Here is a 15,908-nt window from a genome sequence, read left to right as displayed (position 1 = left end):
GTGCGTGCCTTTCTCGGGAGTCGGATCAGCCGGCCAGGCCGGCGTCGCGGAACGCGTCCAGGCTCGGGCGAATCGTCGCGGTCGGGCCGGTCGTCGGCGCCACCGCGTCCAGGGTCTTGAGGCCGTCGCCGGTGTTGAGGACGACCGTGGTGAGCGCCGGGTCGAGCACGCCCGCCTCGATCAGCTTCCGCGTCACGCCCACGGTCACGCCACCCGCGGTCTCCGCGAAGATGCCCTCCGTGCGAGCGAGCAGCTTGATCGCGTCGACGATCTGCTCGTCGTTGACGTCCTCGACCGCGCCGCCCGTGCGGCGGGCGATGTCCAGGACGTACGGGCCGTCGGCCGGGTTGCCGATCGCCAGCGACTTGGCGATGGTGTTCGGCTTCTGGGGGCGTACGACGTCGTGTCCGGCCTTGAAGGCGGTCGACACCGGCGAGCAGCCCTCGGCCTGGGCGCCGAAGATCTTGTACGGCTTGTCCTCGACCAGGCCGAGCTTGATCAGCTCCTGCAGACCCTTGTCGATCTTCGTGAGCTGCGAGCCCGAGGCGATGGGGACGACGATCTGGTCCGGCAGCCGCCAGCCGAGCTGCTCGCAGATCTCGTACGCCAGCGTCTTGGAGCCCTCGCCGTAGTACGGGCGGAGGTTGACGTTGACAAAGCCCCAGCCCTCGCCGAGCGGGTCGCCGATGAGCTCCGAGCAGAAGCGGTTGACGTCGTCGTAGTTGCCCTCGATGCCGACGAGCTCGCCGCCGTACACCGCGGCCATGACGACCTTGCCCTGTTCCAGGTCGTGCGGGATGAACACGCAGGAGCGGAAGCCGGCCCGCGCGGCGGCGGCGCCGACCGCGCCGGCGAGGTTGCCGGTGGAGGAGCAGGACAGGGTGGTGAAGCCGAAGGCGCGCGCGGCCTCGACGGCGATGGCGACAACGCGGTCCTTGAAGGAGTGCGTCGGGTTGCCGGAGTCGTCCTTGATGTACAGGCCGCCGGTGACGCCCAGCTCACGGGCGAGGTTGTCGGCCTTGACGAGCTTGGTGAAGCCGGGGTTGATGTTCGGCTTCTCGGCCACGTCGGCGGGGACGGGCAGCAGCGGGGCGTACCGCCAGATGTTGTCCGGACCCGCTTCGATCCGCTTCCTCAGCGCCTCGGGGTCGCCGACCGGCAGGTCGTACGCGACTTCCAGCGGCCCGAAACAGGAGGCACAGGCGAAGATCGGACCGAGCTCGAAACGCTCTCCGCATTCGCGACACGAGAGCGCCGCGGCGGGACCGAGGTTCACGGGGGTGGTTGCGACAGTCTGCACAGCCATGGTGGCGAGGCCCTTTCTCCTCATCTTCCTCGTGACGCATTTCGCCACAAGACGGAATTGGCACCTTCCCCACCGTGACCTCGCGGTCGGCGGGAGGGTTGCCGGGGCTTCAACGGGCCGTTCCCTCTGCCCCTCTGGATGAGCGGTATTCGATTGTCAGCGAGACGACCCCGGCATGCGACGGTCATCCGCGTTGTTCAAGACTGTAACCGAAGGCGGGGACGGTTGAGATAGTCGTCCGAACCGCGAGATGGATCACTAGCCGATCACTAGCCAGGGAGTAACGAGCGTGCTGGAAGAGGTGGAGCGCTGGCTGACCAGGCGTTCCTGGTCGGCGGCCGACCGCCCGCTCGGCAGGCTGATGGCCGCCAAGCGCGGTACGACCATCAGCGTCGTCCTGCCCGCGCTCGACGAGGAGTCGACCGTCGGCGAGATCGTCACCGTGATCCGGCGCGAGCTGATGGAGGCCACGGCGCTGGTCGACGAGCTGGTCGTGATCGACTCCGGCTCCAGCGATCGTACAGCCGAGGTGGCCGCGGCGGCCGGCGCCCGGGTGGTGCACCGGGACGCGATCCTGCCCCGGATACCGGCCGTCCCCGGCAAGGGCGAGGTGCTGTGGCGCTCGCTGATGGTGACCAGCGGCGACATCGTCTGCTTCGTCGACGCCGACCTGCGGGAGTTCTCGGCGGACTTCGTCTCCGGAATCGTCGGGCCGCTGCTGACCGACCCCGAGGTGCAGTTCGTCAAGGCGATGTACGACCGGCCGCTGGGTCCCGGGTTCGATCCGCCCGCCTCTGGCAGGACACCGGGGCAGGGCGGCAGGGTCACCGAGCTGGTGGCGCGCCCGCTGCTCAATCTGCACTGGCCGCAGCTGGCCGGTTTCGTCCAGCCGCTGGGCGGGGAGTACGCGGCACGGCGCTCGCTGCTGGAGCGGCTGCCCTTCCCCGTCGGATACGGCGTGGAGCTGGGCCTTCTCGTGGACGCACTGCACACGGTGGGCCTGGACGCACTGGCGCAGGTGGACGTCGGCTCGCGCAAACACCGTCACCAGGACGGTCAGGCGCTGGGCCGGATGGCGGCGGCGATCTACCGCACGGCTCAACTCCGGCTCTCCCGTGGCCACTTGGTGCGGCCCGCGCTGACGCAGTTCGTGCGGGGCGAGGGTGGTTTTGAACCGCGTACGTACACGGTGGACACGGATGAGCGGCCGCCGATGCGCGAGATCGGTGAGTACGCGGCGCGTCGCGCGGCATAACCACGAAGAACCGGCCATCTTGTCTAAATTTCCTATGTATGAGCTTTGTATACAGAGTGGCGTTTCTCGGGCAGGCGGTGGCCGACACCATCGCCCCCGCGCATCGTGGCAACCACAACAGCGAGCTCTTGTGGCTGCTGGGCGGCCTGGCCCTGAGCCTGACCGCGGCCGGGGTGGTCGCGGTCGCCGCGACACGGGGACGGCGTCATCATTGAAGCCGTGCCGTACTCACGTTTGAGGGTCTGAGGGACGGGCTAGGTTTCGCGACATGGTTTCCGAGCACGCTGCCGCCCAGGTACTCGTCGCGTCGAATCGCGGCCCGGTCTCGTACACCCGGAACGAGGACGGGAGCCTCGACTCCCGCCGCGGCGGGGGCGGCCTGGTCTCCGGTCTCTCGGCCATCGGCTCCGAGGCGGAGGCGCTGTGGGTCTGCGCCGCCCTCGGGGACGGCGACCGCGAGGCGGTACGGCGCGGGGTGGCCGAGCCCGGGGTACGGATGCTCGACATCGACACCACGGTGTTCGCCGAGGCGTACAACGGCATCGCGAACTCGGTGCTGTGGTTCCTCCACCACATGCTGTACCAGACGCCGCTGGAGCCGGTCTTCGACGCGGAGTTCCGCCGCCAGTGGGCGTCGTACGAGGCATACAACCGCGCCTTCGCGGACGCACTGGCCGAGGAGGCCGCGCCGGGCGCCGCCGTCCTGATACAGGACTACCACCTCGCGCTGGCGCCCCGGATGCTCCGCGCCCACCGCCCCGACCTGCTCATCGGCCACTTCTCGCACACACCGTGGGCCCCGCCGGAGTACTTCCGGCTGCTGCCCGACGACATCGCCGCCCAGCTGCTCGGCGGCATCCTCGGCGCCGACCGGGCCGCGTTCCTCACCCGTCGCTGGGCGGACGCGTTCACCGACTGCTGTCACAGCGTGCTGGGCCCCGGCATCCCGTCCGGCACCCGGATCGGGGTGCACGGCCTCGGCGCGGACGCGGACTTTCTGCGGGAGCGGTCGGACCGGCCGGACGTCCATGAGCGCCTGGTGGCACTGCGCGAGCAGGTCGGCGGGACGGACCGGAAGACGATCGTGCGGGTGGACCGCACCGAGCTGTCCAAGAACATCGTGCGCGGGCTGCTCGCCTACCGGCACCTCCTCGAGACCCGTCCCGAGTGGCGGGAGCGGGTCGTCCATGTCGCCTTCGCCTACCCGTCCCGGCAGGACCTGGCGGTCTACCGCGAGTACACGGCAGAGGTCCAGCGCGTCGCCGACGAGATCAACTCGACGTACGGGACGGCGACTTGGAGCCCTGTCGTACTCCATGTGAAGGACGACTTCGCCCGCTCGCTGGCCGCCTACCGGCTCGCGGACGTGGCACTGGTCAACCCCATCCGCGACGGCATGAACCTGGTCGCCAAGGAGATTCCGGTCGTCTCGGACGAGGGCTGCGCGCTGGTGCTTTCGCGCGAAGCGGGAGCACACGAGGAGCTGGGCGAGGATGCCGTGACGGTCAATCCGTACGACGTGACGGGCACCGCCGACGCCCTCCACGAGGCGCTGACGATGCCGGACGACGAACGGGCCCGGCGCACGAAGCGCCTGGCGGCCGCGGCGACCGCGCTGCCGCCGCAGAAGTGGTTCCTGGACCAGCTGAGGGCGCTGCGCGAGGGGGCGTAGGAACTCCGGGCCGCCCGGGCCGGCCTGCTCCGACCGGCTCCGGGCTACTCCGACCGGCTCTGCAGGCGCTGCGCGAGCGCGCCCAGGAACTCCACGACCGCCGCCGGACCCGCCAGCAGCAGGTCGGCGCGGCCCGCGACCTCCGGGACCTCCGCGCTGCCGCTGCACACCAGCAGACCGGGCACCCCGTCCGAGCGGAGCTTCTCGACGGCCGCGAAGGCGGGCAGATCGCCCAGGTCGTCGCCCGCGTACAGGACCGATTCGGCCCCCACTTCGCGTACGTACTCGGCGAGGGCCACGCCCTTGTCCATGCCCGGCGGGCGCAGCTCCAGGACCATGCGGCCCGGTTCCACGATCAGCCCATGGCGGGCGGCGAGTTCGGCAAGCGGCTCGCGCAGCGCGTCGAACGCGGCCTGCGGGTCGGTCGCACGGCGGGTGTGGACCGCGACCGCCCGGCCCTTCTCCTCGATCCAGGTGCCGTGCCAGGCGCCGATGCGGTCGAGGAATCCGGGCAGTTCGGCGCGGACGGTGGCGACGCCGGGGTGCGGGGCGGGGGCGTTGACCGTGCCGCTGACGGCGTCCCAGCGCTCGGCGCCGTAGTGGCCGAGGACGACGAGGTGGTCCAGGCCGGGCTCTCCGGCGAAGCCGCCGTAGCGAACGGCGACTCCGGCGGGCCGGCCGGTGACCACGGCGACGGAGGCGACCCGGGGCGCCAGGGCGGCGATCGCGGGGACCGCGCCGGGGTGGGCGCGGGCCTGCTCGGGGTCGGGCACGATCTCGGCGAGCGTGCCGTCGAAGTCGAGGCCTACAACGGATTTCTCGGGCCGGGCGACAAGCGCGGCCAGGCCTTCACGGCCGGCGGGGGTGGACGGCGTCGGCAGGGGGTGCGCGTACGGGAAGCCCATGACCCGACCCTATCGGCGACTGCGTTTGGCGTCCCTGACACGGCGGAGCCGGTTGACCGTGACAGGGTCGTGGGCGAGGGCGCGCTCGTCGTCGATGAGAGCGTTGAGGAGCTGGTAGTAGCGGACCGGGGAGATGCCGAGCTGCTCCCTGATGGCCCGCTCCTTGGCGCCGGGCCCCGGCCAGGAGTGGTGCTCCATGGCCAGTACGGCGCGGTCGCGCTCGGAAAGCGCCTCGTCGTGGGTCATACGATCCAACATATCGGCGAGGCGCTGTGCCCGGGTCTGCTCGCCGGCGCCGGTGCCGGTGCCGGTGCCGGCGGCCCCAGGAGCCCGCCGGTGCCGCGGCTGTTCGGCGCTATTCGCGGTGCTCGGCGACGGTGGCGTCGCGGCCTATGCGGCTGAGGACGTCCTTCGGTTCGGTGCCCTGGTTCATGGCGGTGCCGATGTTCTTCTTGATGCTCTCGCTGACCGTCGCCCACGACGTCTTGCCGACCGGCGGAAGCACCGAGGTGGGGAGCTCCTGGAGGAACTCCCTGAGGTCCTGGTGCTGGGGGTCCTGCTCCATCGCCTCGGACGCGGAGACCGTCACCGGCAGCAGGTCGTTCTGGCCGGCGAAGTCGAGAACGTTCTTGTCGCTGAAGACGAAGTCGAGGAACTTGCCGATCTCGGTGCGGTGACCGTTCTGCTTGAAGCCCATGATCCAGTCGGCGACGCCCATCGCGGACTTCGGCTTGCCGGTGGTGCCGGGCAGCGCCACCTTGCCGACCTGGATATTGGCCTTCTGGGCGGCCTGCATCAGGGACGGGTGGCCGTTGAGCATGCCGACCTCGCCGCGAGTGAAGGCGGCGAAGGCCTCCTTGCGGTTCAGCTTGCCGGGGGCGACCGGTCCGGTGAGCCCCTTCTCGACCAGGTTCTCCTTCAGCCAGTCGAAGGTGGCGATGTTCTGCTCGGAATCTATGGAGTAGCTGCCGCCCTGGTTGGTGTATCCCTCACCGCCGCCGCTGAGAAGCCACATCATGGTCTCGGCCTGGGCCTCTTCGGGACCCAGCGGCAGGGCGAAGGGGTACTTGGCGTTGGTGTTCGCCTTCAGCTTCCGCGCGTCGTCCTTGAGGTCGTCCCAGGTCTTCGGGTCCTCCTTGATGCCCGCCTCTTTGAAGAGCTTCTTGTTGTAGAAGAGCAGCCGGGTGGAGGCGACGAAGGGGAGGCCGTACTGGACGCGCTTCATCTCGCCCGCGTCGATGAGCGGGCCGAGGAAGTTGGACTGTACGGGGATGGAGAGCAACTGGTCGGCGGAGTACAGCTTGTCGGCGGCGGCGTAGTCGGCGTACGCGCCGATCTGCGCGACGTCGGGGGCCTTGCCGGCCTTGACCATCTCGGCGACCTTGCGGTCGACGTCGTTCCAGGACTCGATCTGGACGTCGATCTTGATGCCGGGGTTCTTGGCGGTGAAGGCCGCGGCGAGGTCGGACCAGTACTTCTTGCTGCTCTGGCCGCCGTCGACGTCGTAGTCGGCCGCGACGAGCTTGAGGGTGACGTCGCCGGAACCGCTGGAACTGCCACAGCCCGACAGGGCCACCGTCATGCCAAGTGCGGCGAGCGCCGCGGTCAGACCCAAGAAGCGCTGATGCACAGCTCTTCCCCCACCCTCTGCTGTTGGTTGCCAGACTTGTCCCAGTCAGTTCCCCCCGGATGTCCGCTGAGATGAGCTGCGATTTTCCCCCATGTGGCCGCCGGAGGTCTACTCCAATGCATATCACTTCCACAACGTCTGCCCCTGGGGGCTTGAGGCGTTGCCCGGGTGCGCCGATGCCTGCTAAGCACGACCCGGAGTTGTGCGTACGTCCACCTCGCTAGGAGCCATGCCGCATGTCCCGCACCGCAGCAGAGATAGCCACCCAGCCCGCTTGCTGGCGCCGAGCGGCCGAGGCCGCAGCCGCCTTCGACGGACTGCCGGAGCCGGGTGAGCGCGTGGCCGTCACCGGGTGCGGGACGTCCTGGTTCATGGCGATCGCGTACGCGGCGCTGCGGGAGGCGGCGGGGCTCGGTGAGACGGACGCGTTCGCGTCGTCCGAGTTCCCGTCGGGGCGGTCCTACGACCGCGTCGTGGCGATCACGCGCTCCGGCACCACGACGGAGGTCCTCGACCTGCTGTCCGACCTGCGCGGCAAGGTGCCGACGCTGGCCCTGACGGCGGACCCGAAGACTCCGGTGATGGAGGCGGCGGACGCGGTGGCGGTGCTGGACTGGGCGGACGAGGAGTCGGTGGTCCAGACGCGCTTCGCGACGACGGCGCTGGCGTTTCTGCGCGCGGGGCTCGGGGAGCTGCCGGGCGTCAAGTCGATCGCCGAGGCGTCGGTCGACGCGGAGCTCGCGGTGACCGAGCCGCTGCCGGAGGCGGTGGTGGGTGCGGAGCAGTGGACCTTCCTGGGCCGCGGCTGGACGTACGGTCTCGCGCTGGAGGCGGGCCTGAAGATGCGCGAGGCGGCGGGCGCGTGGACGGAGGCGTACCCGGCGATGGAGTACCGCCACGGCCCGATCTCGATCACCGGCCCGGGCCGGGTGACATGGGTCTTCGGCGGCCTGCCGGAGGGCCTGTCGCTGGACGTGTCCCGGGTGGGCGGCACGCTGGTCTCCCGCGCCGAGGCGGACCCCCTGGCAGACCTGATCCGCGCGCAGCGGCTGGCGGTGACACTGGCGGAGGCGAGGGGGTTCGACCCGGACCGCCCGAGGAACTTGTCGCGGAGCGTGATTCTGGGCTGAGGGGGGTCACCGGGGCCGCGCCCCGGCCCCCCGAGGTGCGCGGGCTTGCGCCGCACGAGACCGCCGCCGAGCCGGGTGCAGGGCTGGGGGAAACGCAACCGGTCTTTTTGTATGGCTGCGCAACAATCCGGTGTAGTGGACTAGACCTTTCGCCCGCCCACCCGCCAGACTGTCCACGTGAAACACGTCATCGCCCTCGATGTGGGCGGCACCGGCATGAAAGCCGCCCTGGTCGCGGCAGACGGCACCCTCCTCCACGAGACACGCCGCGCCACCGGGCGCGACCGTGGGCCGGATGCCGTCGTCGAGTCGATCCTCGCCTTCGCCGGCGAGCTACGCGCGTACGGCGAAACGCACCTCGGCCAGAGCGCCCTCGCCGCCGGAGTCGCCGTCCCCGGCATCGTCGACGCCGACCGCGGCATCGCCGTCTACGCCGCCAACCTCGGCTGGCGCGACGTGCCCATGCGCGAACTGCTCAGCTGCAGGCTGCACGGCGTACCCGTCGCCCTGGGCCACGACGTCCGCACCGGCGGCCTCGCCGAGGGCCGGATCGGGGCCGGCAAGGGCGCCGACCGGTTCCTGTTCGTGCCGCTCGGCACCGGGATCGCCGGAGCCATCGGCATAGACGGGTCCATCGAAGCCGGTGCCCACGGCTACGCGGGCGAGATCGGCCACATCGTCGTCCGCCCCGACGGCCCCGACTGCGGCTGCGGCCAGCGCGGCTGCCTGGAGACGCTCGCCTCCGCCGCCGCGGTGACCCGCGCCTGGGCCGAGGCGAGCGGCGACCCGGCCGCGGACGCCGCCGACTGCGCGAAGGCCGTCGAGTCGGGCGATCCGAAAGCCGTCGCCGTATGGCACAACGCCGTCGACGCCCTCGCCGCGGGACTCGTCACCGCACTCACCCTGCTGGACCCCCGCACCCTGATCATCGGTGGCGGTCTCGCCGAGGCGGGGGAAACCTTGTTCACACCACTACGGGCCGCGGTCGAGGAGCGCGTCACGTTCCAGAAGCTGCCCGTCATCGTCCCGGCAGCCCTCGGGGACACCGCCGGATGCCTGGGCGCGGGGCTGCTCGCCTGGGATCTGCTCGCCACCGACCCGCTCGCCACCGACACGGAGGTAACCGCCTGATGGCCGACCGCATGGTTCTCACGGGCGCCCGGGTGGTGCTGCCGACCGGGATCGTCGAGAACGGACGGGTGATCGTCGAGCGCGCGAAGATCAGCGGCGCCGTCGTCGCGGGCACCCCCGCCGTCGATCTGACCGGCCATTGGGTCGTGCCCGGCTTCGTCGACATCCACAACCACGGCGGCGGCGGCGCCTCCTTCACCTCCGGCAGCACCGAGGACGTACTGAGGGGCGTACGGACCCACCGCGAGCACGGCACCACCACCCTCGTCGCCTCCACCGTCACCGGCGAGATGGACTTCCTCGCCCACCGGGCCGGCTTCCTGTCCGAGCTGGTCGAGCAGGGCGAGCTCGCGGGCATCCACTTCGAGGGGCCCTTCATCTCGCCGTGCCGCAAGGGCGCGCACAGCGAGGAACTGCTGCGCGACCCGGACCCGGCCGAGGTGCGCAAGCTGATCGACGCGGCCCGCGGCACCGCGAAGATGGTCACCCTCGCCACCGAACTGCCCGGCGGCATCGACTCCGTACGCCTGCTCGCCGAGCACGGTGTGATCGCCGCGATCGGGCACACGGACGCGACGTACGAGCAGACCGTCGAGGCCATCGACGCGGGCGCGACGGTGGCGACGCATCTGTTCAACGCCATGCCCGCCCTCGGCCACCGCGCGCCGGGACCGATCGCCGCGCTCCTGGAGGACGAACGGATCACCGTCGAGCTGATCAACGACGGCACGCATCTGCACCCCGCCGCCCTGGAGCTGGCCTTCCACCGCGCGGGCGCGGCCCGGGTCGCCTTCATCACGGACGCCATGGACGCCGCCGGCTTCGGCGACGGCCGCTACCAGCTCGGCCCGCTCGCCGTCGAGGTCAAGGACGGGGTCGCGCGCCTGGTCGACGGCGGCTCGATCGCCGGCTCAACGCTCACCCTGGACACGGCTTTCCAGCGCGCGGCCACCGTCGACCGGCTGCCGGTGGAGGACATCGTCCAGGCCATCTCGGCCAATCCCGCGAAACTGCTCGGCCTGTACGACCGGGTCGGCTCGCTGGAGCCGGGCAAGGACGCGGACCTGGTGGTGCTGGACGCCGCGTTCACACTCAAGGGCGTGATGCGCAAGGGCGAATGGCTGATTGAGCCACAACTGTCCTAAGTGGCGTGATTTCTACGTAACTTGCGCAGGGCGGTTGGCCAGAGGGTCTGGGCCAACCGCCTTCCGTTTGGCATGATCGGGGCGCGTACGGGCACGGCAGGCGCGGTCTGAGGGGGGTGCGGCGGGATGATCCTTACGGTCACGCTCAACACCGCGCTCGACATCACGTACCGGGTCCCGGCCCTCACCCCGCACACCGGCCACCGCGTCATCGAGGTCCGCGAACGCCCGGGCGGCAAAGGCCTCAACGTCGCGCGCGTACTGTCCGCGCTGGGCCACGAAAGCGTCGTGACCGGCTTCGCGGGCGGCCCCGTCGGAGACGTGCTGCGCGATCTGCTCGCCCCGCTCGGCCCCCACGACGCGCTCGTGCCGATCGCCGGGACCACCCGGCGCACGATAGCCGTCGTGGACGACGCGAGCGGCGACACCACCCAGCTGAACGAGCCGGGCCCGACGGTGACCCCCGCGGAATGGGTCGCGTTCCTCTCCTCGTACGACTCCCTGCTGCGGGACGCCGACGCGGTGGCCCTGTGCGGCAGCCTGCCGCCCGGCATCCATGTGGGCGCATACGCCGAACTGGTCCGCCGGGCCCGTGCCGCGGGCGTCCCCGCGCTCCTGGACACCAGTGGTGAGCCGCTGCGCCGTGGCATCGCCGCCCGCCCCGACCTGGTCAAGCCCAACGCCGACGAACTGGCCCAGCTCACCGGCTCCCGCGAGCCGCTGCGCGCCACGCGCGACGCCCGCCGCCGGGGCGCGCACAGTGTGGTCGCCTCGCTCGGCCCGGACGGCGTACTCGCCGCAACACCGGACGGCGTGTGGCAGGCCACCCCGCCGGCGGCGTTGAAGGGCAACCCGACCGGCGCGGGCGACTCGGCGGTGGCCGGGCTGCTCTCCGGCCTGGTGGAACGGCTGCCGTGGCCGGAACGACTCGCGCGCGCGGTGGCTCTGTCGGCGGCGACGGTACTGGCCCCGACCGCGGGGGAGTTCGACGCCGCGGCGTACGAGGAGCTGCTGCCGCGCGTGGCGGTGACCGAACGCGCGACCGCGGCGTGAGCCGCCCCGGCCGCGACAACAGCACACGCGACGACCGCACAAACGGGCCTCGGAGCCCGGGAATTGGGATGCCCCATGCCACTCGTCAGCACCGGCGAACTCGTCTCGGCCGCGGCGGCCGACGGCCGTGGCATCGCCGCGTTCAACGTCATCACCCTGGAGCACGCGGAGGCGATCGCCGCGGGCGCGGAATTGGCGGGCGTCCCCGCGATCCTGCAGATATCCGAGAACGCCGTGACGTTCCACGGCGGCAACCTCGCCGCGATAGCCGCCGCGGCGTCCGCGGTCGCCCACGCCTCCACCGCCCCGCTCGCCCTCCACCTCGACCATGTCGTCTCCACGGAGCTGCTGCGTGCGGCGGCCGACGAGGACTTCAGCTCGGTGATGTTCGACGCCTCGAAGCTCCCGTACGACGAGAACGTCAAGGTCACGGCCGACGCGGTGCGCTGGGGCCACGAGCGCGGCATCTGGATCGAGGCAGAACTGGGCCGGGTGGGCGGGAAAGAAGGCGACAAGGCCGGCGGCAAGGAGGGCGAACCCCCGCTCGACGCCCACGCACCCGGCGTCCGCACCGACCCGGCCGAGGCGGCGGCCTACGTCGCCGCCACGGGCGTGGACGCGCTGGCGGTGGCGGTCGGCTCCTCCCACGCGATGACGCAGCGTACGGCGTCCCTGGACCACACCCTGATCACGCGGCTCCGGGACGCGGTCCCGGTCCCTCTGGTCCTGCACGGCTCCTCGGGCGTCCCGGACGAGGAGATCCGCGCGGCCGTCGCCGCCGGCATGACCAAAATCAACGTCGGCACGGCGCTGAACACGGCGTTCACGGGCGCGGTCCGCGCCTTCCTGGACGCGAACCCGTCGACGGTGGACCCGCGGAAATACCTGGTCCCGGCTCGCGCTGCGATGACCGCGACGGTTGCCGGATTTCTCGGGCTGCTCTGACATCACCGGGAGCCGGCCGGAAGTCGGTCGTGGGGCCGGGTCGCCCGACCTCCCGTCAGGCAGCCTGCAACAGCGGGCGCGTCACAGCGGATTCACTCTCCGCCGTGACGCGCCCGCGTCGCCGGACATCCCGGGCAGCCCTCAGAGCGCCCCTTCACTGACCTGAAGCCAGTCGAGGATGACGTTGCACTGATTGCCCTGCTCGCAGGAGATCTTGATCTCGTTGTCGCCCTTCTGCAGGGTGACCGGAGCCCAGGTGGTCTGCCAGTTCTTCTCCCACGCCGGGTCCGAGGACCCGATGAAGTTCTTCAGACCCAGCGGGTTGCTGTTCGCCTTGCCGTTGACCGTCAGGGTGGCGTTGGCGTCCTGCGCCGGGATGGCGTAGCGCACATACAGTCTGTAGTCGCCGGCCTGGGCCATGTTGGCTTTCCAGGTGACCGAGGCGCCCACCGCGTTGAAGCCGGTCACGTACGCGCCGCCCGCGCCCTTCGCGCCCTTGATGTCCTTGGCCAGGGCCGCCGGCGCACCCAACTGCAGCGTTGCCGCGTCCTGCTTGGGCAGCGGCTCCTTCGGGTCCTCCGGCGCGGACGGCTCCTCGCTCGGCTTCACCGACTGCCCCGCGCTCGCGCCACCGTTCGTGCCCGTCCTGCCGCCCGCCTTGTCGTCCTCACCGCCGCCCGTCATCAGCGCCGCCGCGATGCCGATCACCACGACCGCGACCACCGCGATCGCGCCGATCAGCAGGCCCTTGGTGTTGGGGCCGCCGCTGCGGCCGCCGCCGTGGCCGGCCGGGTGCTGGGGCGGGACCGGGCGGGTCGGGGCGCCGCCGGGGTACGTCTCCGGGGCCGCGTACTGCGCGGTCGGCTGGCCCTGCGGGGCGTACACCTGCTGCTGCGGGACCTGCTGCTGGCCGTACTGGCGCTCGCCGACCGTCCGCACCTGGTTGTACGAGGTTCTGGGGACTCCCGGCTGCGCGGGCCCAACGGGTCCGGGGTAGCCGTAGCCGCCGCCCTGGCGGGGCGGTGTGGCGCCCGCGGCCTGACCGTCGGCGTACAGGTAGCCGAACGGATCGTCGTCCTCGGGCGTGCTCGCGCCGGTGTTCGCGGCCGTCATCCCTGGTCACTCCTTACCATCTCGTCAGCACAACGCCGACGCGGGCGAGCCTACCCGGTTCGCAGTGGCCCATAGGGTGTCGTGGGCCTCAGCCGGCCCGCCGGTGCACCTTCGCGCGGGACCGCTTCTCGATGTACATCCGCTGGTCGGCGGATTGCAGGACCTCCTCGACGGACATCCCGCAGCTCGCCCAGCCGATTCCGAAGCTCGCCCCGACCCGGACCCCGCGGCCGCCGACCCGGATCGGCAGGATGATCGCGTTCCGCAGACGTACGGCCAGGTCGGCGGCGTCCGCCGCGCCCAGGCCGTCGGCGAGCACCACGAACTCGTCACCGCCGAGCCGGGCGACGGTGTCCCCCTCCCGTACCCCCGTGGTGAGCCGGCGCGCGACCTCCACCAGCACCGCGTCACCGGTCTGGTGCCCGAACCTGTCGTTGATCGACTTGAAACCGTCGAGGTCGCAGAAGAGGACCGCGAGCCCCTTCGTCCCGTCGTCCATCTCACCGTCGGGCGCGATCGTGTGCACATGGTGGTCGTACGGAACGCCGGTGCTCTCGAAGTCGAAGCCGTCGCTGCCGAAGATGTGCTCGCTGTCACTCTCGTACGCCGCGTCCAGCGCCTCGATCGCGCTCTCCCGCGCCGTCTGCGGCCGCTCGCACAGCCGCGCGCTGAGCCGGGCGCGCAGTTCGGCGCTGTTGGGCAGACCGGTCAGCGCGTCATGGCTGGCCCGGTGCGCGAGCTGCAGCTCGTTCCGCTTGCGTTCCTCGATGTCCTCGACGTGGGTGAGCAGAAACCGGGGGCCGTCCGCGGTGTCGGCGACGACGGAGTTGCGCAGCGAGACCCAGACGTACGTCCCGTCCCGGCGGCCCAGCCTGATCTCGGCGCGGCCGCCCTCGGCGGAGGTACGCAGCAGGGTGCCGACGTCCTCGGGGTGGACGAGATCGGCGAAGGAGTAACGGCGCATCGCGGACGCGGGGCGGCCGAGGAGACGGCACAGCGCGTCGTTGGTCCGCAGCAGCCGGCCGTGCTGGTCGCCGCCCATCTCGGCTATGGCCATGCCGCTGGGCGCGTACTCGAAGGCCTGCCGGAAGGACTCCTCGCTGGCCCGCAGGGCCTGCTGCTCGCGCTCCAGGCGGACCAGGGCGCGCTGCATGTTTGCTCTCAGCCGAGCGTTACTGATCGCAATCGCCGCCTGCGATGCGTACATCTGGAGTGCTTCCTGGCCCCAGGGGCCCGGCCGCCGTCCGTTGCGCGGCCGGTCGACGGAGATGACGCCGAGGAGCTCACGGCCGCCGCCCGATGCGTACATGGGGGCGTAGAGACGGTCCTGCGGGTGCCACTCGTCCTCGAAGCGCGGATCGGGTCCCTCGGTGTGCCACTGCGGGACGTCGTCCTCGATGAGCACCCAGCCCTCGGTGTGCGGTATGAAGCGGAGTTCGCCCCAGGCCTCGCCCATGGAGAGCCGGCGCTCCCAGGAGGGGCGCGAGCCGACCCGCCCGGTGATCAGGGCTTCCGCGGCGGCACTGCCGGCGAACGCGGCGACGACCAGGTCACCGTCGGGGCGTACGAGATTGACGCAGGCCAGCTCGTAGCCGAGTCCTGCGACGATTCCGTCGGCGACGGTCTGCAGGGTGTCGGCCAGGCTCCGGGCCGTGTTGAGGTCCGCGACGACCTGGTGCAGCTGCCTCAGGGTCGCAAGACGGACGTAGGGCTCCGACTCGGTCTCCATTGCTCGCTCTCCCCGAGACCTCGACAGCAAACTCCAGGGTTCTCATCGGTGTTCTTCTTGCGGTATCACGGCCACTGAATCACAGCGAGCTGTCCACTCGGTACACAGGGTCAACAAATACTGCACTCTGTGACTCAAGTCACATCAGATGATGAAAGGTTGTGGGTACCGGCGGTGGCCGGCCATAGCTTTCTTGAACGCAAATCCGCGACGTCGGTCCTAGGACTCGGCTGGTCCCCTGGCCCGATGCGGGTGCGGGACGGACGACACTAGCGTTCCTCGTGTGTTGCAGACGACCCCCGCTTCCGACCCTGTCGCCATCCCCCATCCTGAGGGGGTGAGCAACGAAGAGTTCCGCGACGCCATGTCCCGACTCGCCGCGGGTGTGGTGCTGGTGACCGCGCACGACGACGACGCCGGCCCACGCGGCGAGGACGCCGGCATGACCGCGACGGCGTTCATGTCGGTGTCGCTGGACCCTCCGCTGGTGCTGGTGAGCCTGCGCAACGGCTCACGCATGGACGATCTGCTGGCCGAACAGCCGCTGTGGGGCGTCTCGGTGCTCTCGGAGAGCCAGCGCCACATCGCGGGCCGCTTCGCGATGAAGGGGCGGGTCAGCGACCGGCTGCTGTTCGAGGACATCCCGTACACGAGGGGCGAGGTGAGCGGGGCGCTGCTGGTGCGGGGCGCGCTGGCGACGCTGGAATGCCGTACGGAACAACGGATCGAGGCCGGCGACCACACGCTGGTGATCGGCCGGGTCCTGTCGGTCGGCCTCCCGAGCGCGGACGGCGGGCCGCTGACGTACTTCCGTGGCCGCTACCGGCAGTTGGGCTGACCCGGCACCGGTGCCCTGGGCGGCGGGTGCGTGGGCCGTCTGCCCCGTGAACCCCT

The 15,908-nt window shown here is 71.1% G+C and carries 15 protein-coding genes and 1 riboswitch; of the genes, 9 read left to right on the top strand and 6 right to left on the bottom strand.

Annotated elements, in window-relative coordinates; all coding sequences use genetic code 11:
- Positions 1-25: 25 nt before the first annotated feature.
- Positions 26-1,306, bottom strand: coding sequence for a threonine synthase (gene thrC / locus ACQEVG_RS01580; RefSeq protein ID WP_432975798.1), 1,281 nt, complete (start codon positions 1,304-1,306; stop codon positions 26-28).
- 17 nt (positions 1,307-1,323) lie between these two features.
- Positions 1,324-1,451: riboswitch (SAM riboswitch) on the bottom strand.
- A gap of 144 nt (positions 1,452-1,595) precedes the next feature.
- Between thrC and ACQEVG_RS01575 the strand changes: the two genes are divergently transcribed.
- From ACQEVG_RS01575 to ACQEVG_RS01565, 3 genes are read left to right on the top strand one after another with little or no spacing between them, the layout of a single operon-like run.
- A complete protein-coding gene (locus tag ACQEVG_RS01575; RefSeq protein ID WP_432975795.1) occupies positions 1,596-2,561 on the top strand; it encodes a glucosyl-3-phosphoglycerate synthase in 966 nt (321 codons plus the stop codon).
- A 38-nt stretch (positions 2,562-2,599) separates the two neighbouring features.
- On the top strand, positions 2,600-2,776 hold the full coding sequence (locus tag ACQEVG_RS01570; protein ID WP_432975792.1) for a hypothetical protein: 177 nt from the start codon (positions 2,600-2,602) through the stop codon (positions 2,774-2,776).
- 53 nt (positions 2,777-2,829) lie between these two features.
- Positions 2,830-4,233, top strand: a complete 1,404-nt coding sequence (locus tag ACQEVG_RS01565; RefSeq protein WP_432975789.1) for an alpha,alpha-trehalose-phosphate synthase (UDP-forming) — start codon at positions 2,830-2,832, stop codon at positions 4,231-4,233.
- Positions 4,234-4,277: 44 nt separating this feature from the next.
- On the opposite strand, the gene otsB is transcribed toward ACQEVG_RS01565, so the two are convergent.
- The 3 genes from otsB to ACQEVG_RS01550 all read right to left on the bottom strand — a co-directional run bounded on the left by otsB (position 4,278) and on the right by ACQEVG_RS01550 (position 6,720).
- The gene (gene otsB / locus ACQEVG_RS01560) at positions 4,278-5,138 is read right to left on the bottom strand and encodes a trehalose-phosphatase (RefSeq protein ID WP_432975786.1); all 861 of its coding nucleotides are present in this window, start codon (positions 5,136-5,138) and stop codon (positions 4,278-4,280) included.
- 9 nt (positions 5,139-5,147) lie between these two features.
- Entirely contained in the window at positions 5,148-5,396 is a 249-nt protein-coding gene (locus tag ACQEVG_RS01555; protein WP_360868143.1) for a DUF3263 domain-containing protein, read from the bottom strand.
- Positions 5,397-5,493: 97 nt separating this feature from the next.
- Entirely contained in the window at positions 5,494-6,720 is a 1,227-nt protein-coding gene (locus ACQEVG_RS01550) for an extracellular solute-binding protein (protein ID WP_432984938.1), read from the bottom strand.
- A gap of 284 nt (positions 6,721-7,004) precedes the next feature.
- Here ACQEVG_RS01550 and ACQEVG_RS01545 point away from each other — a divergent pair, with 284 nt between their 5' ends.
- The 5 genes from ACQEVG_RS01545 to ACQEVG_RS01525 all read left to right on the top strand — a co-directional run bounded on the left by ACQEVG_RS01545 (position 7,005) and on the right by ACQEVG_RS01525 (position 12,172).
- Positions 7,005-7,898: an SIS domain-containing protein gene (locus ACQEVG_RS01545; RefSeq protein WP_432975782.1), complete on the top strand. Its 894-nt coding sequence runs from the start codon at positions 7,005-7,007 to the stop codon at positions 7,896-7,898.
- A gap of 216 nt (positions 7,899-8,114) precedes the next feature.
- Positions 8,115-9,029, top strand: coding sequence for an ROK family protein (locus ACQEVG_RS01540; protein WP_432984935.1), 915 nt, complete (start codon positions 8,115-8,117; stop codon positions 9,027-9,029).
- Positions 9,029-10,174 carry an N-acetylglucosamine-6-phosphate deacetylase gene (gene nagA / locus ACQEVG_RS01535; RefSeq protein ID WP_432975779.1) on the top strand — a complete coding sequence of 382 codons (1,146 nt, stop codon included), beginning with the start codon at positions 9,029-9,031 and terminating at the stop codon, positions 10,172-10,174. Before ACQEVG_RS01540 ends, nagA begins: the two co-directional genes overlap by 1 nt.
- 126 nt (positions 10,175-10,300) lie before the next feature.
- The gene (locus ACQEVG_RS01530; protein WP_432975776.1) at positions 10,301-11,227 is read left to right on the top strand and encodes a 1-phosphofructokinase family hexose kinase; all 927 of its coding nucleotides are present in this window, start codon (positions 10,301-10,303) and stop codon (positions 11,225-11,227) included.
- A 75-nt stretch (positions 11,228-11,302) separates the two neighbouring features.
- Positions 11,303-12,172: a class II fructose-bisphosphate aldolase gene (locus ACQEVG_RS01525; protein WP_432975773.1), complete on the top strand. Its 870-nt coding sequence runs from the start codon at positions 11,303-11,305 to the stop codon at positions 12,170-12,172.
- Positions 12,173-12,313: 141 nt separating this feature from the next.
- On the opposite strand, the gene ACQEVG_RS01520 is transcribed toward ACQEVG_RS01525, so the two are convergent.
- Complete coding sequence (locus ACQEVG_RS01520) at positions 12,314-13,285, bottom strand: CBM35 domain-containing protein (RefSeq protein WP_432975770.1); 972 nt, start codon at positions 13,283-13,285, stop codon at positions 12,314-12,316.
- 88 nt (positions 13,286-13,373) lie between these two features.
- Positions 13,374-15,014: a diguanylate cyclase CdgB gene (gene cdgB, locus ACQEVG_RS01515; protein ID WP_432975767.1), complete on the bottom strand. Its 1,641-nt coding sequence runs from the start codon at positions 15,012-15,014 to the stop codon at positions 13,374-13,376.
- Between the two features lie 283 nt (positions 15,015-15,297).
- Between cdgB and ACQEVG_RS01510 the strand changes: the two genes are divergently transcribed.
- Positions 15,298-15,852, top strand: a complete 555-nt coding sequence (locus ACQEVG_RS01510) for a flavin reductase family protein (protein ID WP_432975764.1) — start codon at positions 15,298-15,300, stop codon at positions 15,850-15,852.
- Positions 15,853-15,908 lie beyond the last annotated feature (56 nt).

Origin of the sequence: Streptomyces sp. CA-135486, assembly GCF_050936555.1 — a bacterium.
In the GTDB taxonomy this organism is placed as follows: domain Bacteria; phylum Actinomycetota; class Actinomycetes; order Streptomycetales; family Streptomycetaceae; genus Streptomyces.
The sequence above is the reverse complement of the archived record's forward strand: the minus strand, read 5'-3'. Positions and strand labels throughout refer to the sequence as shown.